Source organism: Cupriavidus pauculus, assembly GCF_008693385.1.
Lineage (GTDB): Bacteria > Pseudomonadota > Gammaproteobacteria > Burkholderiales > Burkholderiaceae > Cupriavidus > Cupriavidus pauculus_D.
Window position 1 is genome coordinate 2,563,174 of the sequence record NZ_CP044067.1, and the last position, 20,615, is coordinate 2,583,788.

The 20,615-nt window shown below is 67.7% G+C and carries 18 protein-coding genes; 9 read left to right on the plus strand and 9 right to left on the minus strand.

The window, feature by feature from the left end; translation table 11 throughout:
* Positions 1 to 34 precede the first annotated feature (34 nt).
* Both FOB72_RS29700 and FOB72_RS29705 read left to right on the plus strand, forming a co-directional pair.
* The gene (locus FOB72_RS29700) at positions 35 to 1,597 is read left to right on the plus strand and encodes a class I adenylate-forming enzyme family protein (protein ID WP_150376813.1); all 1,563 of its coding nucleotides are present in this window, start codon (positions 35 to 37) and stop codon (positions 1,595 to 1,597) included.
* 34 nt (positions 1,598 to 1,631) lie between these two features.
* The gene (locus FOB72_RS29705; RefSeq protein WP_150376814.1) at positions 1,632 to 2,507 is read left to right on the plus strand and encodes an IclR family transcriptional regulator; all 876 of its coding nucleotides are present in this window, start codon (positions 1,632 to 1,634) and stop codon (positions 2,505 to 2,507) included.
* A gap of 36 nt (positions 2,508 to 2,543) precedes the next feature.
* On the opposite strand, the gene FOB72_RS29710 is transcribed toward FOB72_RS29705, so the two are convergent.
* The 4 genes from FOB72_RS29710 to FOB72_RS29725 form a co-directional block, all read right to left on the minus strand.
* A complete protein-coding gene (locus FOB72_RS29710; protein ID WP_150376815.1) occupies positions 2,544 to 3,347 on the minus strand; it encodes an IclR family transcriptional regulator C-terminal domain-containing protein in 804 nt (267 codons plus the stop codon).
* 69 nt (positions 3,348 to 3,416) lie between these two features.
* Entirely contained in the window at positions 3,417 to 4,394 is a 978-nt protein-coding gene (locus tag FOB72_RS29715; RefSeq protein WP_223851640.1) for a Bug family tripartite tricarboxylate transporter substrate binding protein, read from the minus strand.
* A 42-nt stretch (positions 4,395 to 4,436) separates the two neighbouring features.
* On the minus strand, positions 4,437 to 4,829 hold the full coding sequence (locus FOB72_RS29720; protein WP_150376816.1) for a nuclear transport factor 2 family protein: 393 nt from the start codon (positions 4,827 to 4,829) through the stop codon (positions 4,437 to 4,439).
* Positions 4,830 to 4,831: 2 nt separating this feature from the next.
* A complete protein-coding gene (locus tag FOB72_RS29725) occupies positions 4,832 to 5,656 on the minus strand; it encodes an alpha/beta fold hydrolase (protein ID WP_150376817.1) in 825 nt (274 codons plus the stop codon).
* Between the two features lie 217 nt (positions 5,657 to 5,873).
* Here FOB72_RS29725 and FOB72_RS29730 point away from each other — a divergent pair, with 217 nt between their 5' ends.
* The 3 genes from FOB72_RS29730 to FOB72_RS29740 all read left to right on the plus strand — a co-directional run bounded on the left by FOB72_RS29730 (position 5,874) and on the right by FOB72_RS29740 (position 8,784).
* Positions 5,874 to 6,740 carry a metal-dependent hydrolase gene (locus FOB72_RS29730; RefSeq protein ID WP_150376818.1) on the plus strand — a complete coding sequence of 289 codons (867 nt, stop codon included), beginning with the start codon at positions 5,874 to 5,876 and terminating at the stop codon, positions 6,738 to 6,740.
* A 131-nt stretch (positions 6,741 to 6,871) separates the two neighbouring features.
* Positions 6,872 to 7,552 carry an ABC transporter substrate-binding protein gene (locus FOB72_RS29735; RefSeq protein ID WP_223851823.1) on the plus strand — a complete coding sequence of 227 codons (681 nt, stop codon included), beginning with the start codon at positions 6,872 to 6,874 and terminating at the stop codon, positions 7,550 to 7,552.
* Positions 7,553 to 7,668: 116 nt separating this feature from the next.
* Positions 7,669 to 8,784 (plus strand): alkene reductase, encoded by a 1,116-nt coding sequence (locus FOB72_RS29740; protein ID WP_150376819.1) that lies wholly within the window; start codon positions 7,669 to 7,671, stop codon positions 8,782 to 8,784.
* On the opposite strand, the gene FOB72_RS29745 is transcribed toward FOB72_RS29740, so the two are convergent.
* Entirely contained in the window at positions 8,773 to 10,275 is a 1,503-nt protein-coding gene (locus FOB72_RS29745; RefSeq protein ID WP_150376820.1) for a glycosyltransferase family 2 protein, read from the minus strand. The two genes, FOB72_RS29740 and FOB72_RS29745, sit on opposite strands and share 12 nt — an antisense overlap.
* Before the next feature lie 14 nt (positions 10,276 to 10,289).
* Complete coding sequence (locus FOB72_RS29750) at positions 10,290 to 10,919, minus strand: cytochrome b (protein ID WP_150376821.1); 630 nt, start codon at positions 10,917 to 10,919, stop codon at positions 10,290 to 10,292.
* Positions 10,920 to 11,198: 279 nt separating this feature from the next.
* On the opposite strand from FOB72_RS29750, the gene FOB72_RS29755 reads away from it, so the two are divergent.
* The 4 genes from FOB72_RS29755 to FOB72_RS29770 all read left to right on the plus strand — a co-directional run bounded on the left by FOB72_RS29755 (position 11,199) and on the right by FOB72_RS29770 (position 14,921).
* Entirely contained in the window at positions 11,199 to 11,750 is a 552-nt protein-coding gene (locus FOB72_RS29755) for an RNA polymerase sigma factor (RefSeq protein WP_150376822.1), read from the plus strand.
* Positions 11,747 to 12,655 (plus strand): zf-HC2 domain-containing protein, encoded by a 909-nt coding sequence (locus FOB72_RS29760; RefSeq protein ID WP_150376823.1) that lies wholly within the window; start codon positions 11,747 to 11,749, stop codon positions 12,653 to 12,655. The genes FOB72_RS29755 and FOB72_RS29760 overlap by 4 nt, the downstream gene beginning before the upstream one ends.
* Positions 12,656 to 12,849: 194 nt before the next feature.
* Complete coding sequence (locus FOB72_RS29765; RefSeq protein ID WP_223851641.1) at positions 12,850 to 13,371, plus strand: tripartite tricarboxylate transporter TctB family protein; 522 nt, start codon at positions 12,850 to 12,852, stop codon at positions 13,369 to 13,371.
* Positions 13,372 to 13,376: 5 nt separating this feature from the next.
* The gene (locus FOB72_RS29770) at positions 13,377 to 14,921 is read left to right on the plus strand and encodes a tripartite tricarboxylate transporter permease (protein ID WP_150376824.1); all 1,545 of its coding nucleotides are present in this window, start codon (positions 13,377 to 13,379) and stop codon (positions 14,919 to 14,921) included.
* A gap of 12 nt (positions 14,922 to 14,933) precedes the next feature.
* Here FOB72_RS29770 and FOB72_RS29775 read toward each other — a convergent pair whose 3' ends face one another.
* The 3 genes from FOB72_RS29775 to FOB72_RS32915 form a co-directional block, all read right to left on the minus strand.
* Positions 14,934 to 15,986 carry a diguanylate cyclase domain-containing protein gene (locus FOB72_RS29775; protein WP_150376825.1) on the minus strand — a complete coding sequence of 351 codons (1,053 nt, stop codon included), beginning with the start codon at positions 15,984 to 15,986 and terminating at the stop codon, positions 14,934 to 14,936.
* 107 nt (positions 15,987 to 16,093) lie between these two features.
* The gene (locus tag FOB72_RS29780; RefSeq protein WP_150376826.1) at positions 16,094 to 18,757 is read right to left on the minus strand and encodes an autotransporter outer membrane beta-barrel domain-containing protein; all 2,664 of its coding nucleotides are present in this window, start codon (positions 18,755 to 18,757) and stop codon (positions 16,094 to 16,096) included.
* Between the two features lie 107 nt (positions 18,758 to 18,864).
* The gene (locus FOB72_RS32915; protein ID WP_150376827.1) at positions 18,865 to 20,508 is read right to left on the minus strand and encodes a methyl-accepting chemotaxis protein; all 1,644 of its coding nucleotides are present in this window, start codon (positions 20,506 to 20,508) and stop codon (positions 18,865 to 18,867) included.
* Between the last annotated feature and the right edge of the window lie 107 nt (positions 20,509 to 20,615).

Genomic DNA, 20,615 nt, shown 5'->3' on the forward strand with positions numbered 1-20,615 from the left:
GCATAGCGGTTTATAAAATCCATGGAGACATTCGATGACCCGTTCCCCCGCCGCGCGTATCCGCCGTATCCATGAAGCCATTCTGCCGTGGGTCGCGCGCGATCCTGCGGCGCCCGCGCTCGAGGACAGGCGGAGCCGCCTGAGTTATGGCGAGCTCGCGCTGGCCGTGTCGCGTGGCGCGGCGCAGTTGCGCGCGCTCGGTGTCCGGGGCGGCGATCGGGTGCTGCTGGTCGCGGAGAACTGCGTGGCGGTCGGCGCGCTCGTGCTGGCGGCCAGCACGATCGATGCGTGGGTCGCCGTCGTCAATGCGCGGCTGTCGCCGCGCGAGATCGACAACTTTGTCGCGCACTCGGGCGCGCGGCGCGTGCTGTATATGACCGAGGTCTCGGCCGAGGCGCGCGCGCATGCCGACCGGGCCGGGGCCGAGGATCAGGCATGGCACCTGCTCGGCCAGATCGGCGTCGGTCCGCTCAACGCGGACGCCATCGCGGAACCCGTGCACGACGATCCGCGCAGGCAGGTGGCCGCGCTGATCTATACGTCCGGCACATCGGGCGACCCCAAGGGGGTGATGCTCAGTCACGAGAGCCTGCTGCATGTGGCCGAGTTGTCGCGGCGCCTTCGCCGGCTCGGGCCATCCGACCGCTTCTATGGCGTATTGCCGATGGCCCATATCGTGGGGCTGTCGTCGCAATTGCTCGGCGCGCTGTCGAGCGGCGCGTCGATCGTGTTCGAAGAGCGCTTTCAGCCCGATCGCCTCGTCCATGCGCTGAAGGCGGACGGCGTGACGATCCTGCTCGGTGTGCCGGCCATCTACGCGAAGCTCGTGGACTGGTGCCGCCGCCACGCGGTGTCGCTCGCGGGAACGCCGCTGCGTTTCGCGGGCACCGCGGGCGCGCCGCTGACGCCCGAGCTCAAGGCCAACGCGGAAGCGTTGATGCATCAGCCGCTGCACAACGGCTATGGCCTGACCGAGATGGCACCGACGGTCGCGCAGACGCTGTTCGACGCGCCGCGTACGGACTGCGCGGTGGGGCAGCCCGTGCCCGGCGTCGAGGTGCGTATCGTGGACCCTGCCGATCCCGCGGGGCGGCCCGTGCCGCGCGGCGAGGTCGGCGAACTATGGGTGCGGGGCGCGGGGCTGATGCTTGGCTACTATCGCTCGCCGGAACTTACGCGCGCGGTCATCGACGGCGAAGGATGGTTCAATACGGGCGACCTGGCGCGGCAGGACGACGATGATGCGCTGTTCGTCGTGGGCCGCACCAAGGAGCTGATCATCCGGTCCGGCTTCAACGTTTATCCGGTGGAGGTGGAACAGGCAATCAACTGCCATCCGGCGGTCGTCCAGTCGGCCGTCGTGGGACGCGACGTGCGGGACAACGAGGAGGTGGTCGCGTTCGTGGAGCTGGCCGCCAACGCCGTGCTCGATGCCGATACGCTGGCCGCTTTCCTGCGCGAACGGCTATCGCCGTACAAGGTGCCGTCGGAGATTCGCTTCCTCGCGCAATTGCCGGCCGCCCCCACGGGTAAAATACGCAAGCACGAACTCAGGGCGCTGGCCGACGCGGCTCGGCCAGCGCCCGTTTCCTCCTGACCTCTTGAGCCACGCCGCCATGGACTTCGCCAGCATGAAACCACGCAATGACAGGTCGGACGCGCAGCCTTTGCAGGACGAGGCGGACGCGGGGGCCGACCTCGAGGACGCGCTTGCCGGCGACCTTGCGCAGGATCGCCATTTCGTCACGGCCCTCGCGCGCGGGCTCGAGGTGTTGAGCGCGTTTCGCAGCGGCGACAGCTTTCTGGCCAATCACGAACTGGCCGAACGCACGCGCCTGCCGAAGTCCACGGTCACGCGCCTGACCTACACGCTGACGAAGCTCGGCTATCTGCACGTGGTGCCGGAGTCCGGCAAGTACCGGCTCGGAACGGCCACGGGCGCACTCGGCAGCGCGATGCTCGCCAACCTCGACGTGCGCCAGGTGGCGCGGCCCCTGATGCAGGCGCTCGCGGCGGAGACCGGCGCCGTCATCGCGATGTCCGCGCGCGACCAGCTGTCGATGCTCTATCTGGAATGCTGCCGCAGCACCTCGATCGTCACGCTGAGCCTCGACGTCGGCTCGCGCATTCCGCTCGGCACGTCGGCCGCGGGCCGCGCGCTGCTGGCGGCCGTGGCGCCGAGCGAGCGGACCGGGCTGATGGAGCGGCTGCGCGCGCTCGACGAAGGCAACTGGCCGCAGATCCAGCGCGGTATCGATGGCGCGATTGCGGACTTCCAGCAGAGCCAGTGCGCGTATTCGGTCGGAGACTGGGTGCGCGAGGTGCATGCGGTAGCGACGTCGCTGAACCCGGGCCGCGGCCTGCCGCTGATGGCGCTGAGCGCGGCCGGTGCGGCGCAGTATTTTCCCGAGGCGCGCCTGCGCGACGAAATTCGCCCACGCCTGCTCGAAACCGTGCGAGAGATCGAGCGCCGGCTGGGCCAGCGCTACGGCGAGGATCAGGCCTGATGCGGAGGTAATGCGGCCGCGCGTTACGGCCGGGCGTTACTGCCGCGCGCGCAGCGCGTCGTTGATATCGCGGGCCGTGGCCTCGAGGATCGGGAAGAACGCCTGCATCATGTGTTCCTCCGAGAGCCGTTGGGCGTGCCCCGCGAGGTTGATGGCCGCGATGACGTCGCCCGCGCGGTTGCGCAAGGGCATGGCCAGCGCGACGAGGCTCGACTCGAGCTCCTGGTTCACGAAGCAGTAACCCTGATCGCGCGTCCGCACGATCGCTTCCCGAAGCTTCTCCCGGTCCGTCGTGCTCTGCGGCGTGTAGGGCCGCACATCGCTGCGGCGCAGACGGTCGTCGAGCGTCGCGTCGTCGAGCGCCGCGAGCAGCAGGCGTCCGTGGGCAGTGGCCCATGCGGGCAGGCGCGTGCCAACCGACAGATTCAGCGACATCACGCGCCGCGTGGACGCGCGCGCGACGTACACCACGTCGAGGTCGTCGAGGACGCAGACCGAGCACGACTCGCCGGTCTTCTCGGCCACCGCCACGACGTAGGGTTCCACGATCTCCGCCACGGTCAGCCCCGACAGATACGAATAGCCGAGCCGCATGACCTTCGGCGTAAGCCGGAAGATGCGGCCCTGCTGCGTAGCGTAGCCGAGATGGCACAGCGTCAGCAGCAGGCGCCGCGCGGCCGCGCGGCTGACGTTGGCCGCCTCGGCCACTTCCGACAGCGTGAGTTCCGCGCGATCGTCGCCGAACGCCTCGATCACGGAGAGCCCCCTCGCGAACGAGTCGACAAAGTTGTTGGAGCCGATCGCGTTGGGGCCGATCGGGTTGTCGGAATCCGGAACCATGGACAAAGGGGGAGGGAGCACAAAGGACGCGGCTATTCTAGCGCACGCCTTCCGCGACGATGCCCCCGCTCATTCCGCCTGGATGCCCGCCGCACGGATGGTGGTGCGATAGCGCACGAGCTGTTCGTCCACGAGCTTTGCAAGGCTCGCCGGCGTGGACGGCGTCGCCGTGAAGCCCTGCTTCTCCAGTACGGCCAGCACCTCCGGATCTTTCATCGCCGCGGTGAATGCTTCACGGACTTTCGTCAGCGCGGGCTCCGGTGTGCCGGCCGGGGCGAACAACCCTGCCCACGACGTGATGGTGAATCCCTTGACGCCGGCTTCCTTCATCGTCGGCACGTCGGGCAACAGCGGGCTGCGGGCCTCGGACGTGGTGGCCAGCACGCGCAGCTTGCCCGAGGCGAGGTGCGTCAGGCCCAGCGTGGGATTGCCGAACATCATCTGCACGCGGTTGTCGAGCAGATCGACGATCGCGGCCGGTTCGCCCTTGTAGGCCACGGAGACGAGGTCGATGTTCGAGATCGCATTGAACTGCAGCGAGGAGACGAGCGCCGTGGTGTTGCCGGTGGCGTAGTTGAGCTTGCCCGGATGCGCCTTCGCATAGGCGATGAATTCCGGCAGCGTCTTCGCGGGGCTGGCCGCGTTCACATAGAGGAAGAACGTATAGCGGCCGAGCTCCGTGATCGGCGCGAAGCTCTTTACCGGGTCGTACGGCAGCTTGAGCCGCAGCGCGGGCGATGCCGAGAACGCGCTGTTGGTGCCGAACAGCAGCGTCTGGCCGTCGGGTTTGGCCCGCGCGACTTCGGTCGCCGAAATCATCCCGTCGGCACCGGCCTTGTTGTCGACGATCATCGGCTGGCCGAGCTTTGCGGCGGCCGATCGTGCAAGTGCGCGTGCGATGACGTCGGATGCGGCGCCGGCCGGGAAGGGTACGACGAGGCGTACGGGGCCGTTGGGGAAGTCCGCGGCGTGCGCCGGGGCGGCCGCGATCCATGTGGCGGCCAGCGTCGAGGCCGCGAGCAGGGTGGTCTTGACGAGTGTTTTCACGATTTGTCTCCTCACTGGGTTGGCTTTGTCAGGGACCGGGTTTCAGGGACCGAAGCTCGAGCGCATCTGGATGCCCCAGCGGCCGTCGACACGCGTGAGGACGTAGAGCGATGCATAGACGCCGATCACCGAGCCGTCGCCGCGAAAGCGCGTGTAGCTGAGCGCGACATGCGCCTTGTTGCCCCCGAACTGCACGAGCTCGCGCTCGCGCCACGTGCTGTAGCGCCAGTCGTCCTCGTCGCGCAGTTTCTGGAAGAGGTCCATCGGGTTGCTGCCGGCGGCCTCGTACACCTTGATGTTGCCGCCCGCGAAACGCACGTGCGGAAAGTGCATGCACGCGTCCATCGCGTCGGCATCGTGTGCGTTGAGCGCTGCCATGAAGCGGTCCAGCACGTCGCGGCATGCCGCGTCGATCTCGGTTCTTTCGTCTGCCATGTTCAGAGTGGAAAGGTTGGGGAAAAAACGGTGGGGGAAGCAAGAAAGGCGCGCACGGCCGTGTGAAAGGCTTCGGGTGCGCCCAGCGGGGCGAGGTGGGCCACGGGGAGTTCGAGGTAGCGGCTGCCGGAGATTGCGCGATGCAGGGCCTGACCGAGCGCGGGTGGCGTGGCGAGGTCTTCGGTGCCCGCGATGACGAGCGTCGGCACATCGATCGCCGCGAGCGCCGCGGTCCGGTCGAAGCGCATCACGGCGCTTGCGCAGGCGGCATAGCCCGCCACCGTGGTCGCGCCGAACATCTCGACGAGCGACCGGTGCAGGGCCGGCTGGCGCCCGGCGTGGGCGGGCGTGAGCCATCGCGCGACCGTGGCCTCGGCGATCGCGGCGGTCCCCGCGGCGCGGGCCTTGTCGATGCGCGCCTCCCAGAACTGGCGGGCCTCCGCATTGGGCGCGAACCGCGCGGCCGTGTTGGCGAGTACGAGCGCCTCCAGCCGGTGCGGCGCCGCGAGCGCGAGCTCGATGCCGATGGCCGCGCCCATCGATACCCCGCAGTAGCGGAACGTGCCGATGCCGGCCGCGTCGAGCGCGTCCAGCAGGGCGGTGCCGAGGTCGCCGAGCGTCGCGTCCTGGCCCATGTGAGTGAACTCCGCCTGCCCGCCGTGGCCTGGGGCGTCGAAGCAGACGATATGGAAGTCCGCGCCGAGTGCCGCAACGGTGGCGGCCCAGAGTCGGCGATCGGTACCCAGCGAATTGCCGAGGACGAGCACGGGGGCGCGCGTCGTGCCGGCGTGGTGCAGTGTCAGTCGCTGCCCGTCTGGCGCCGTCATCGTGAAATCTCCCTGTCCTTGTCGTTGTCGTAGTGCGCTGTGCGCACATATGTGCGTATAGCGAATGCAATGACGGAAGTATTGGTCGGGAGATTCGTGTCTGTCAAGCGAGCGGCCTCTGCATATTTCGAACCGTTACACGCGGTTGACAGGCCACTTGCCGATGCAAATACTCGCGGAGCGTTGCCCCTATCGAAACAAGAAACGAGGACGAACGATGATCAGACGCAGCCTGCTTTGCATTGCTTCCGCCGTAGCCCTGCTGTCCGGCTGCGCCACGACCGCGACGACCGGTGCGGTGCCGCAGCCGCAGCCACCGGGCAAGATCGCCGCGGGCAAGGCCGAGGTGCTCTGGCTCGGCCAGGCCGCCACGCGCATCACGACGCCGGGCGGCAAGGTCATCGTCATCGACCCGTGGCTCGTCACCAATCCGAAGACGCCGGCCGCGTACAAAGACCTGTCCGCGCTGGGCAAGGTCGATCTGATTCTCGTCACGCATGCGCACAACGACCATCTGGCCGATGCGCCCGCGCTGGCCAAGCTGAACAACGCGCCGATCTGGAACGGCGGCGGCATGGGGCAGGCGCTGGTGTCGCTGGAGATGGTGCCGCCCGCGCTCGCGCAACGGTTCGGCAAGAGCGGCACGATCATGCCGTTCGGGCCCAATGGGGTGAAGATCACCGCCGTGCATGCCGAGCATTCGTCGGAACTGGTCTGGAAGAACCCGGCCACGAACAAGGACGAGACCCACTACGGCGGCGAACCCGTGGGCTACATCATCGAACTCGAGAACGGTTTCAAGATCTGGCACATGGGCGATACCGGCCTGTTCGGCGACATGCGTCTGATCGGCGAGCGCTACAAGCCTGACCTCGTGATGATTCCGATCGGCGGGCACTTCACGATGGGGCCGCAGGAAGCGGCCAGCGCGGTGCGCGAGATGATCAAGCCGAAGTATGCGATTCCGATCCACTACCAGACGTTTCCGCTGCTGCGCGGCACGCCGGCCGAGTTCAATGCCGCGCTGGGCGTGACCGGTACCAGCGTGATCGTGCCGGAGCCGGGCCAGAAGGTGGACTTCTGATGGACCGCCAGCGACGAATGATCTGCGCATCGGGCATCGCCATCGGGCTGGCGGCGGGGCTCGGCGCCTGCGCGTCCGGCGCCGGCACGCGACAGCGTGACGCGGCGGCCGAGCTGGGCGGGACCGGCAAGATGCGCGCGGCCATCAACCTCGGCAATCCGATTCTGGCGGGGCGGGGTCCGGACGGGCAGGTCAAGGGCGTTTCGGTGGACCTCGCGCGCGAGGCCGCGCGGCGGCTCGGCTTGCCCATCGAGCTCGTGCCGTTCAACTCGGCGGGGAACGTGGTGGAGGCCGTGCGCACGGGGCAGGTGGACGTCGCGTTCGTCGCGATCGACCCCGTGCGCGGCAAGGACCTCGCCTATACCGCGCCGTACGTGATCATCGAGGGTGCCTACCTCGTGCGCAACGATTCGCCGCTGCAGCGCAACGAGGACGTCGATCGCGCGGGAACGCGGGTGGTGGTGGGCAAGGGCAGTGCCTACGATCTGTACCTCACGCGGGAGGTCCGGGCCGCGACGCTCGTGCGCGCGCCGACCTCGCCGGCCGTCACCGATATGTTCCTCGCGCAGCGGCTCGATGTGGCCGCCGGCGTGCGGCAGCAGCTGGAGGCCGATGCGAAGCGCGTGGGCGGTGTGCGCGTGCTGCCGGGACGCTTCATGGTCATCGAGCAGGCCATGGGTGTGCCGAAGGCGCATGCCGCGGCGCAGGCGTGGCTTACCGCGTATATCGAGGAGATGAAGGCGTCGGGGTTCGTGGCCGACGCGTTGCGGCGGCATGGGATCGAGGGGGCCGGGGTGGCGCCGCCGCGCTGACGCTTCTTCGTTCATTCTTGCCGTCACCGCAAGAATCATTCGCGTGCGGGCGGGTTTTTGGGAAAGCACCGGGCATCGACAATGCACCCATCCGATTGCTTTCCCAAGACGACACCATGCACGCCGACAAGCTGTTCCAGCCCCTGCAACTGGGCGACCTGACACTCCCCAACCGAATCGTGATGCCGCCGATGACCCGCTCCCGTGCGAGTCAGCCCGGCGATGTACCCAACGCGCTGATGGCCGAGTACTACGCGCAACGCGCGCAGGCGGGCCTCATCGTCAGCGAAGGCACGTGGATCTCGCCGCTGGGCAAGGGCTATGCATGGACCCCGGGCATCCAGACGCCCGCGCAGATCGAAGGCTGGCGTCTCGTGACCGATGCCGTGCACGCCGCGGGCGGACGGATCTTCGCGCAGCTGTGGCACGTCGGCCGTCTGAGCCACGAGAGCCTGCTCGGCGGCGAGTCGCCCGTCTCGTCCTCGGCGATCCAGGCCGAGGGCGTCAAGGTGTATGTGGCGGAAGCCGACGGCCGTCCCGGCTTCGTGCAGGCCGCACGACCGCGCGCATTGCGCGTCGAAGAGATTGCCGGGGTGGTCGAGCAGTATCGGCAGGCCGCGCGCAACGCGATGGAAGCGGGTTTCGACGGCGTGGAACTGCACGCCGCCAACGGCTACCTCGTCAACCAGTTCATCGACTCCAAAGCCAACGATCGCACCGATGCGTACGGCGGCTCGCTGCCGAACCGCCTGCGCTTTCTCGACGAGGTGGCCCGTGCGCTGGTCGAGGGCACCGGCGATGCGCGCCGCGTCGGTATCCGCCTGGCGCCGCTGACCACGCTGAACGGTTGCGTCGATGCGGACCCGGTGACGACTTACACCGAAGCCGCGCGCCTGCTCGGCCAGATCGGCGTGGGCTATATCCATATCGCGGAGGCCGACTGGGACGACGCGCCCGACATGCCCATCGCCTTCAAGCGCCAGCTGCGCGAGGTGTATCCGGGCGTGCTGATCTACGCCGGCCGCTATACGGCCGACCGCGCGGAGGCCGCGCTGGCGGAAGGGTGGGCGGATCTGGTCGCGTTCGGCCGGCCGTTCGTGGCGAATCCCGATCTGCCCGCGCGGCTGCGCCATGGCGTGCCGCTGGCCGAGCACGATCGCGATACGCTGTTCGGCGGCAACGCGCGCGGCCTGACCGACTACCCTCGCGCCGATCCCGCGCTAGCGGCCTGATCCGTCCACGTTCCCCTGCACGATGCCGGTCCGCTGCTGCACGCCCCAGGTCTGGCGGCGGCCCAGCAGATGGCCGAAGAAGTGGAACCAGCCGATGGCGGCGCCGCCGTGCCGCATCAGCTGGAACGTGAATGGCTCCAGGATCGATGCCAGCAGCGCGCGCAGCACGCCCGTGCGATGGGTATCGCCGCTCCAGCGGCGGTACAGATGGATCGACCATGCATGAAACGCGAGGTCGATCGCGATCTTGCCGCCGATCACGCCCAGCGCGGACAGCGCGATCGTGAACTGGCCGTCGATCAGGAACGCGAGCAGCAGCCCGAACGCCGTGACGCCGTAGATCGGCTGCATCGTGTCGAACGCCTTGACCGGCAGCATCATCAGGCCGAGCCTCCCGTAGCGGCGATTGCCCGTCATCTCGCGATACCAGTACTGGGTTTGCAGAAAACCCGCGAACCACCGGCGCCGCTGGCGCAGGAACGCGCGCAGCGTGCCCGGCGCGTCCGTCGTCGCGCGCGCTTCCCCCACCACCTGCACGTCCCAGTCCCGTTCGCGCATGGCCGCATGGCGGCGCAGGCGATGGATCAGTTCGTAATCCTCGACGAGGCATTTGGGATCGAACCCACCCACCTCCACGACCGCGTCGCGGCGATAGCACGCGAACGCCCCCGATACCAGCAGCAGTCCATCGGCGCGCGCCCACGCAAAGCGCGAGACGAAGTTGCGGATGTACTCGTACCTCTGGAACCATTCGAAGAAGCGGCCGCCCGCCGTGCGCGCGCAGACCGGCGTCAGCAGTCCCGTTGCGGCGACGAGCCGCGACGAGCGTGCGAACGCGCGTGTCATGGCGTCGCAGGCATCGGCATCGAGCAGCGTATCGGCATCGACGGTCATGAACGTCTCGCTGCGCAGCTCGACCAGCGCAGCATTGAGCGCACATGCCTTGCCGCCATGCGGCAGCCGCAGCCAGCGCAGCGTGGGATAGCGCGGGGAGGGCGCGCTGATCTCGCCTTCCTCGGGCTGGACCAGCCCGTAGCGGGACATCAGCAGCGCGGCCGTGCCGTCGGTCGAGCCGTCGTCGGCGATCACGATCTCGTCCGGCGCGCGCGTCTGCCCGAATAGCGAATGCAGCGTGATGGGCAGCGCGGCCGCCTCGTTGTGCGCGGCGACGATCACCGCCAGCGAACGCGGCTTCAGCACGCTGTGCTCGACCTCGTGCCGCGCGGGCCAGCGCAGTGCGCGCGCTTGCCACGCGACGAAGGCCAGCAGCAGCGTGTCGTAGCCGACGTACGCCATGCCCACCGACCACGCGAGCATGCCTTCCAGATAGAACGCCCGCGCGAACAACAGGCCCCACACCGCGAAGACGAGCCCATGAATCGCGATGCTCGTCCACGGCGTGCGCGGCGGCGCGATGCGCGAGGACGAATGCGCGAGGGCGAGATCCAGGGCGTACTTGCGGGAATAATCGTTGAGTTTGACGTGCAGCATGGGGTGGTACTCCTTCACGGCAACATCCGGGACAGCACCGGATGTCTGTCGATCCATTGGTGCTTGAGCGCGCCCAGCACGTGCAGGCCCAGCAGGACATACAGCGCGTAGCCGCACGCGGTGTGGAGCGTGCCGAACCACGTATGCAGCATCTCCTTGAGATCCGGGGCGAGCTGCATGATCGGGCCGATGCGCGGCCACGGCACCACGCCGAACAGGTACATCGGGTGCGAGGCTGCCGCGACCCACGCGGAGTCGTGCATCCAGCCGGAAAGCGGCAGCAGGAAGATCAGCGCGTAAAGGCCCGCGTGCACGGCATGCGCCATCAGGCGTTCCCACGCGCCCATCGCATTCGGCAGCGGTGGCGGGTGGTGGGTCGCGCGCCAGATCACGCGCACGATCGAGAGCGCGAGCACGGTGATGCCGATGGACTTGTGGGTGTCGATCAGCAGCCGGAGCATGTCTCCGGAGAGCGCGCCCTCGGGCAGCCGTGACGTGGTCAGGCCGAGCACGACGTTGGCGATCATCAGCAGCGCGACGGACCAGTGCAGCAGCATGGCGACGCGCGTGTACTGGCCGGCCGCTTCGTGCGGCAGCGCATGGGACGCGGCGAGGGAGGACGTGGAGGATGTGGAAGGCTTCATGATGCGGATCGAAAATAAGTACACATGTCCGCATAACGCGCGGTGCACGGTGCTTATTCCAATGACGGCTCATGAATTTCCGGTTCGGGTGCGCGCCGTGCGAACGTGAAAGAACGTCGCCATTTTTCTTGCGCGGCGATGGAATAATTCGCGCTCGACGGCTGTTTTGGATAGGGCCGTAGCGCACCCAGCGCGCCCCGGTCACCCGCGGCGCGCGGTGCTTTCACCGCGCGGCGTCGTGCTATGCTGCGCGCGATACAAGCGGGGGGAACGACGTCGATGACCGGTGCACAATTACCGGACATGCTGCCAGGGATGCTGCCGAGGCTATGGGCCTTCGCACTGCGGCTGACCGGGGACAAGCATGACGCGGAAGACCTGGTGCAGCGTGCCTGCGTCCGCGCGCTGGAACGCGCGGACCAGCTGCAGCCGGGAACGGCGGCGCTGAGCTGGATGTTTTCGATCGTCCATAGCGTATGGATCAACGAGTTGCGCGCGCGCACGGTACGGAGCCGCGCGAGCATGGAATGGGATGACCAGTTCGTCGAGAACGTGGCCGACCCGGCCGGCCAGACCCCGGAGGAACAGGTGATGCACGGGCAGATCATCGACGCGTTCAAGCGCCTGCCCGAAGCCCAGCGTGCAGTGATGCTGCTCGTCGCGGTGGAAGGACTCAGCTATCAGGAGACGGCGGAAGCCATCGGTGTGCCCATCGGCACGGTCATGAGCCGCCTGTCGCGCGCGCGGCAGGCGATTGGCGCGCATTTCGGCGGCAAGGCTTCGGCCCGCGCCACGAGCGGCGCGGACAACGGCAGGGGGTCGATCGCATGACTATCGACGAAACGTTGCTGATGGCCTATGCCGATGGCGAGCTGCCCCCCGCGCAGCGCGCCGAGGTGGAGGCGCTCGTGGCCCGCGACCCGGAAGCGGCCGCGATGCTGGCGCTGTTCGAGGCATCGAAGCTCGACTATGCCGGCGCGTTTGCCGCGCAGGCGGTCCCGCCGGTTCCCGAGTCGCTGACGCGCAATATCGAGGCGCTCGTCGCCGCGCACCGGGAGCAGGGCGCCCCCGCCGCCCAGGCCATCGAAGAGACCAACGTCCGCAGCCTCGACGCCGAACGCCAGAGGCGACGCGGCATGCCGGTATGGCTTGCGGCCGCCTGCATGGCCGGCGCCTTCGGCGCGGGTCTCGTCATTCGCGGCGGACTGCCCGGCAGCGCCGTGGGCCCCGCCCCGACGACCGTGGCCGGTGGCGCCAGCACGCCGACCGCGCCGATCACGGTGGCGAGCAACACGTTCGCCCCGTGGGTCAAGGCGGCGATGGACTACCAGCAGCTTTACACGCGGGACAGCGTGGCCTATATGCCCGACGTCGATGCGCGGCACCTGACGCAGTTCGTCGATGACGCGCGCGAGAAGGACAAGCTCGATATCGACGTGCCGGATCTCAGCAAGGCCGGGCTCGAGCTCAAGTCCGTGGCGCGGCTGCGGTTCCGCGGCAAGGCGCTCGTGCAGCTGGTCTATCTGCCGAAGGACGGTCCGCCGATTTCGCTGTGCGTGCTGGCCGAGCCGAAGGACGATCAGGCCGTCACCGCGAACCGTGTCGATGCAATGCATGTCGTGACATGGAGACAAGCAAAGCTCGGCTACGTGTTACTAGGCAATACCGAAGGTCTCGACCTCGAGAGCATCGGCAAGCAGATCGCCGCGAAGGACTATCCGAAGCTGTCGATATGAATCGGGGCAGGGGGTGAGCCTAGGGATTTCACCTAGCACCCCCTCCCCTGAATCGAATAGATCACAACGTGATACACGTTGAAAGCTGGCCGCAAGTTGCCAGAAAGGCGATTGGAAGAACGGACTTGTAGATTCCTGTGACCCCCGCATAACGCCATTGCAAGGTGCCGGGGTTTTGATACGCAGGAGACCCGATGAGCAGTCCCCCCACTTCCGCTTCGTCCCCCCATACAACTTCCCCCCGTTTCAAAAAGGACTACTACGGCGGCGCCCTGATGGTGCTCGTCGGCCTCGCCGCGGTCTACGCCGGCCTGCAGTACCACACCGGCTCGCTGCGCCAGATGGGGCCCGGATTCTTCCCGGTCTCCGTGGGTGCGCTGCTGGCATTCGTCGGCGTGCTCATCGCGATGTCCGCGCGCAACGACAAGACGCCGGCCGATGCGCCGCAGTCCGGCGGCCACGGCCACGCGCATGGCGCCCCCGATCTGCGCGGCACGGTCTGCATCGTGCTCGGCACGCTCGCGTTCCTGCTGCTCGGCAAGTACGGCGGCATGATTCCCGCGACGTTCGCGATCGTCTTTATCTCGGCGCTCGGTGACCGCAGCAACTCCATCAAGCAGGCCTTCGTTCTCGCGGCAGCGATGTGCGTGGTTGCCGCGGTGGTGTTCTGGTGGGCACTGCAACTGCAGCTGCCGTTGTTCACCTGGGGAGGCTGACCGTCATGGTTTCCAGTGCATTGCATGATTTGTGGTTCGGGTTCGGTGTCGCCTTCCAGGGCACGAACCTGATGTGGTCGTTCTTCGGCGTGCTCGTCGGCAACCTGATCGGCGTGCTGCCCGGCATGGGCGCGCTATCGGCAATCTCCATCCTGTTGCCGCTGACGTATGTCATGCATCCGGTGCCCGCCATCCTGATGCTTGCCGGCATTTTCTACGGCTCGCAGTACGGCGGCGCGATCGGCGCCATCCTGCTGAACCTGCCTTCGCATCCCCCGCACGCGGTGACCTGTCTCGACGGGTATCCGATGACGCGCGCGGGCAAGGGCGGCACGGCGCTCGGCATCACGATGATCTGCTCGTTCTTTGCCGCATCGGTCGGCATTCTCGTGATGATCTTCGCATCGCCGCTGCTGACGACCATCGCGTTCAAGTTCGGTCCGGCCGAGATCTTCTCGATCATGCTGCTGGGCCTGCTCGCGGGTTCGACGATGTCGCGCGGTTCCCCGCTCAAGGGCGTGGCGATGACGCTGTTCGGCCTGCTGTGCGGGGTGGTCGGTACCGACGTGAACACGGGCACGTTCCGCTTCGCGCTCGATATTCCCGAGCTCAGCGATGGCCTCGAGCTTGTCGCCATCGCGATGGGCCTGTTCGGTGTGGCGGACTTCATCCTCAACGTCAATCGCATGAGCGCGGTCACGACGAAGACCAAGCTGCGCATTCGCGACATGCGTCCGTCGCTGGCCGAGCTGAAGCAGGCGTTCTGGCCGATGGTGCGCGGCACCGGCATCGGCACACTGTTCGGCGCGATGCCGGGCACGGGACCGACCATCACGACGTTCGTGGCCTACGCGCTGGAGCGCAAGATCTCCAAGACGCCGGAGAAGTTCGGCACGGGCATGATCGCGGGCGTGGCGTCGCCGGAGGCGTCGTCGCACTCGAAGACGCAGGTGGACTTTATCCCGACGATGAGCCTCGGCATTCCGGGCGACGCGGTGATGGCGCTGATTCTCGGCGCGCTGATGATCCAGGGCATCACGCCGGGACCGCAGCTCATCAGCGACCACCCCGATATCTTCTGGGGCCTGATCGCGAGCTTCTGGATCGGCAACGTGCTGCTGATGATCCTCAACGTGCCGATGATCGGCGTGTGGGTGAAGCTGCTGCAGGTGCCATATCGCTACCTGTTCCCGTCGGCGATGTTCTTTATCGCGGTGGGCGTGTTCAGCACGCAGAGCAGCCTGTTCCAGATCTGGGAGGTGCTCGCGTTCGGCCTGATCGGCGCGCTGCTGATCTACCTGGAGTTCTCGGTCGCGCCGATCCTGCTGGGCTTCGTGCTAGGTCCGATGGTCGAGGAAAACTTCCGCCGGTCGCTGCTGCTGTCGCGTGGCGACATGATGGTGTTCCTGCAGCGCCCCATCAGCTGCACGTTCGTCGTGGCATCGGCGTTGCTGCTGATCGGCGTGACGTGGTCCGCCTGGCGCGCCCACTCCGGCCGCAAGTCCGCGATGGACGTGGCGACGCCGGAGCTGGCGGTGAACGAGAAGTAGATCGGCGAGGGATCAGCGCGAGTACGACTTGAACGCCTCGCCCTGCATGCCGGCGCGATCGATGATGGCGATGCGGTTTCGGCCATTGTCCTTCGCGTGGTACAGCTGGGCATCGACGAGGTTGATAAACGCGGGCATGTCGTGGCGTTCGGTCGGCTGGATCGTGCCCACGCCGAAGCTTGCCGTCACGCACTGGTTGTACGGCGAGCGCACGTGCGGGATGCCTGCTTCCGCGAGCAGATCGCGGCAGCGTTCGGCCACGCGCACCGCGGCGTCGGCATCGGTGTTGCCGAGTACCAGGACGAACTCCTCGCCGCCGAAGCGGCCGAGGAAGTGGTCGGGGCCCGCCGCGCTGGCGAGTACCGCGGCAACCTGCTTCAGGCATTCGTCGCCCTGCAGGTGGCCGTAGTAGTCGTTATAGGACTTGAAGAAGTCGATATCGACGAGGATCACCGACATCGGGCCGCTGGCTTCGCGCGCCGCATTCCAGGCGCGGGACATCGCGCTGTCGAACATGCGGCGGTTGCCGATGCCGGTCAGGCCATCGGTAAAGGACAACCGCTCCAGTTCGCGCTGCGCCTGCGCCAGCTGCTCTTCCATGCGCTTGCGTTCGCTGATGTCGAACATAAAGCCGACCAGCGCTTCCACGCCTTGCGCGTTGCGTACCACGTGCACGACGTCGCGCATCCACAGATAGCTGCCATCGCTTTTCAGCGCGCGATAGTCGGCCTCGTGGTCGGCGCCGGCCTGCGACTGCGCCACGCAGAACTCCACTACCGCCGCGCGGTCGTCCGGATGGATGCGCTCGGCCCAGTCGTTGACGGTCTGCCAGCTGTCGGGCGCCCAGCCTAGCAATTGCCCGATCTGCGGACCGATATACGAGAACGTCATCGTTGCCCAGTCGATGCGCCACGGAATGGCCTTGGTGGACTCGAGCAGCGCGCGATAGACCGTGCCGTCGTCCTCGCCGGGCGCGCGCTCGGCAGGTGCCAGCGTGGAAGGGTGCTTCAGAAAGGCGGCCTGAAGTGGGCTCTGGGGTGCGCTCGTGGACGGATCTTGGCTCATGGCATGAGAGGGAGGGAACGGCGGGGTACGCGCCGCAATTTATAGCACGAAACGATGGGTATTCTGATGGGTCCACCCGTCTCGTCCGCCTTGGTACGAACCCCGATTTACCAGTTCACGCGCACGCCGATCTTGCCGTCCCACGCCTCGCGTGAACCGTCGAAGCCGCGCTGATATCCCACGCTCACGAACACGAACGCATTGCGCGCGACCTCGCCGGTCACGCCCAGCTTGATCTCGCCCCACGAGCCCGCGGTGTCGGCGCGGAACGGAATGCTGCCGAGCGAGGACGAGAACCGCGTCTTCGGATCGCCGAGAAACTCGTGCCATGCACTCACGCGCGCCCATGCGGTGACTTCGCGCGGCGCGGCCGCGCTCCCGCGCGTCCACGTGCGCGCGAGGCGCACGCCGAGGCGGCCGGCCAGCGACTGCGCGTCGCTGAACGCGATGCGAGCCCCGGCATCGGTCGCATCGTGCAGGTTGACCCACTGGTACACCATCTGCGCCTGCGGTTCGACCACCCAGTCCGTGCCGATCCGCACGGGCAAGCCCCCCTCGGCGGCCGTGGCGATGGCAAAGCCGTTGGTCGAGAGCTCGGGCAGGCCGCGATTGCCGTTGGCCTGCACGTCGTACCACGTGTACTGCAGCACGCCATCCACATACCAGTCGCCGGGGCCATAGTGGGTCCAGTACCCCCCGAACGTGTAGCCGTCGAGCGTATCCTTGCCGGCGCCCTGGCCATCGAAGTTGGTCACATCGACGCTCGCGCGGCCGATGGCCGCATATGCACCGGCCGTATCGCGATGACCGGTCTCGCCCGCGCGGCGCCACAGGTCCATGCCGATCTGCGCGCCCGTGAAGCTGTAGTCGTAGCTGGGGCCGCTGCCGTAGATGCCATTGGCGGCGCCATCGCGCGAGCCGCGCATGCCGATGAGCCGGCCCCACGCGCCGCCCGGTCCCGCGCGCGATGCGAGGTCCGTGCGTCCGCGCAGCATTGCCTGGTCGCCGGCACGTTCGTGGAACGAGTCGATGAGCGTGCGGCCGAACTGCAGCGCGGCGGACGGGATGGCGGCGTAGAGCGAGACCTCGGGCCGATAGCGCGGCTGCGGGGGCGTGGGGGGCGCCGGGCAGGGCGGGGCGGGTACGTTGGGGTCGGTGCAGGACAGGAACGAGCGCAGGTACCAGTTGTCGGGCTGGGTGCCATCGAGGCTGCCGCGGTAGAGCGTGTATTCGTACGGACCGCCGACCGCGGGCGCGCCGAGCGCGAACGCGCCGGGCGCGGTGGTGCCGCCGTTGGCCGTGCCGACGACCAGAATGCCGTCGCCCGTGGTGACGCTGCCCGGGCCGCCTGCATTGGCGATGCGCAGCAGCGAATTGCCGGATGCCGTACCGCCATTGACGAGCAACCGGTCCGACGGCGATCCGTCCGCGCCCAGATAGGTGTTGAGCGCCAGCGTGCCATGGCTGCCGGCATAGTTCGCGACCTGCAGCGTCCGAAAGCCGCCGGCTGCCGGCGCGAACTGGATGGTGCTGCCCGCGTTGGTCAGGGTGGTCACGGCCGAGTCGCCGGTCAAGGTCCACTGGGCATTGCGCAGCGTGACATTGGACGTGGCGGGCACGTTGGCCGCGTCGGTGACCGCCGCGCCGCGGATCGTCGAGCCGTCCACAAGGATATTCGCCACCGCCGGCATCGTCGGGTCCAGCGCGCGAACGTCGAGCCACGTGCCGTTGTTCGTCGTGGCCACGCTGTTGTACAGCGAAACGTTGGTGGTGCCGCTGCCCGCCATGATCGTGCTGGCCTGTGTGCTGACGAGCGTCGTGTCGTGCAGCTCGACCGTACCGCCGCCGCGCAGGCGCAGCGCGGCGGCATCGATGCCGGTGGCGCGCAGCGTGCTGCGGACGATCGACAGGGTGCCGTTGCCCAGCGTCGCGGCGGCATCGGCGCCGATGCCCGAGGTGACGACCGTCGAGTCGGCGAGCGACAGCCGGCCGGTGGTCCCTGTGGCGGTGACGCCGTTGGCTTGCGTGCCGGTGGTCCGGATGCTGGCGCCGCTCAGGTCGATAGTGCCGCCGTACTCCGCGACCGCTCCCACCGCGCCGATCCCGCTCGTGACGATATTCGCGGTGCCCTCGATGCGGGTGTCCACGCCCGTGGCGAAGACCCCGTGGGCGCGTGCGCCGGACGTCGTGATCGTGCCGCCAATCAGCGTGATGCGCGCACCGTTGCCTGCCGTGTAGGCGCCGAACGCGCTCTCGCCGCTGGTGGTGATATCGGCGCCGCTGCGGATGGAGCCGAGATCGGCGGCAAGCAGGCCCGTGCCGCCCGATACGATGGTGCCCGTGACGGAGATATGGCCGCCTCGCTCGGCATCGGCGCCACTGCCATTCGCCGCCAGGGCCTGCACGTTGACGTCGGTGGCCTCGATGCGGCCCTGATGCGTGGCCTGCAACGCATTGGCGGTGGCGGCCTGCACGGCGGAAGTGGTCAGTCGGATCACGCCGCTGTTGTTGGCGATGACGGCGCTCGTGTTGGTACTGCTGGCGCTGACGCCATTGGCAACGAGCGTGCTGCCCCGGTTCGCGGCAAGCAGGGCGGGGTCTCTCAGCGTGCCGTCGTAGGTCCCGCCATCGACGGTCTGCGTCGATCCGTCGGTGACGGCAATCGCGGCGGCCTCGGCGATCGACGATGGCAGTGACAGTGCCAGCGAAGGTGCCAGCAAGATGCCGCGGCACAGCGCGGAGAGCGTGGTTTCTTTTCTTGTCGATGCCATGCCGTCTCCCGCGATGCCATGGGCAATGCACCCATGATATGGCGCGGAAGACGAAAACGCGGTCGCTTCTGACGGCGCCGATTGTGTCGGCGTCGATCAGTGCAACTTCAGTGAGCGAGCGCGTGCAGCCGCGGCGCGGCCAGTTGCGGATGCGCGCGCGACGTCTTCGCGCGGCTGGCCTCGTCGACGACGAAGGTGGAAAGCACGTCCTTGAGCATGCGCGCCTGTTCGTCGAGCGAGCGCGCGGCGGCGGCGGCTTCCTCGACCAGCGCGGCGTTCTGCTGCGTCACGCCATCCATCTGCGTGACGGCCGTGGCAACCTGGCCGATGCCACGGCTTTGCTCCGCGGACGCGGTGGAGATCTCGCGCATGATCTGCGTGACGTTATGCACGGCCTGCGTGACGTCGTTCATTGCCACGCCAGCCTGCTGCACGTAGCCGGAGCCGGCGTGCACGCGATCCACCGAGCGGTCGATCAGCTCCTTGATTTCCTTGGCCGCCGTGGACGAGCGCTGCGCGAGGCTGCGCACCTCGCCGGCCACGACCGCGAAACCGCGGCCCTGTTCGCCGGCACGCGCGGCTTCCACGGCGGCGTTGAGCGCGAGGATGTTGGTCTGGAAGGCAATGCCCTCGATGATCGCGATGATGTCCGCGATCTTGGCCGAACTCTGCGAGATCTCGTCCATGGTCGAGATGACGCGGCTCACGACCTCGCTGCCCTGCGTGGCCTTGTCCGATGCGTCGTTCGCCAGCGTGGCCGCGTGCAAGGCGTTGTCGGCGTTGAGCTTCACGGTACCGCTGATCTGCTCCATGCTCGCGGCGGTTTCCTCGAGCGAGGCCGCCTGCTGCTCGGTGCGCGCGGACAGGTCCATATTGCCGCTGGCGATCTCCGCGGCGGCGCCCGTGATCGTGTCGGCGGATTGGCGGATATGGCGCACGGTATCGGACAGCTCGTGCTGCATGCTGGCCAGCGCGCGCTGCAGCGTCCCGATCTCGTTGTCGCCGTAGGCGTCCTGGCCGTGCGTGGAGTGCGTCGAGGCACGCAGGTCGCCACCGGCGATGCGGGCCATGTCCTCCGCCATCGAGGCGATGGGCTTGACGACCAGGCGCGTCATCGCCGCGCGCAGCGCCAGGCTGATGACCAGCGCGGCCAGCGCGCAGAGGCCCAGCACGATATTGACGATGCGCGTGTCATGCTCGGCTGCCGCGTGGCGCTCCTGCGCGCGCAAGGCCGTATAGCGCTGCAGCGGCTTCGACAGCTCGTCCACCTGCTTGTAGAGCGGGCTGCTGAACTCGAGCTGGATACGCGTGTACCCATCGAAGTCCTTGGCCTCCAGTGCACCGAACTCGGGCATGATGCCCTTCTCCATCATCGCCTTGTGCTTGGCGTTGGCGTCGTCGAGCAGCGTCTTGCCTTCGCCGGTGGCCGGCACGGCCGCAAAGGCGTCCCATTCCTTCTGCGATTCGGCGCAGTACTCGCGCGCGGCGGCCAGCTGCTTGGCCGCGGCGGCATCCTGACCGTCGCCGGTCAGCGTCTGGTAGCGGTTCTTGGCGGAGCGGCAGCGCAGCAGCATCTCGGAGCTGCGGCCCAGCGCGGTCATGGCGACCATGTCCTGCTTGTACATCGCGTTGAGCGCGTTGCCCGAGCGTTGCAACGCCACGAATGCGCAGGCGCCCACGATGAGCACGAGCGCGAGGAAGAGGGCTGTCACCATCGACAGTCCGGTGCGGATCGAAAGGTTCTTCAGCATGACGGTTTCCCGCTGGTCATAGACATGGGGATGTTTACGGCAGCTAGTGGAAAACCCTTAGTAATATTTACCCGGGTACGAAAAAAAAAAGGACGCCACTCGCGTGG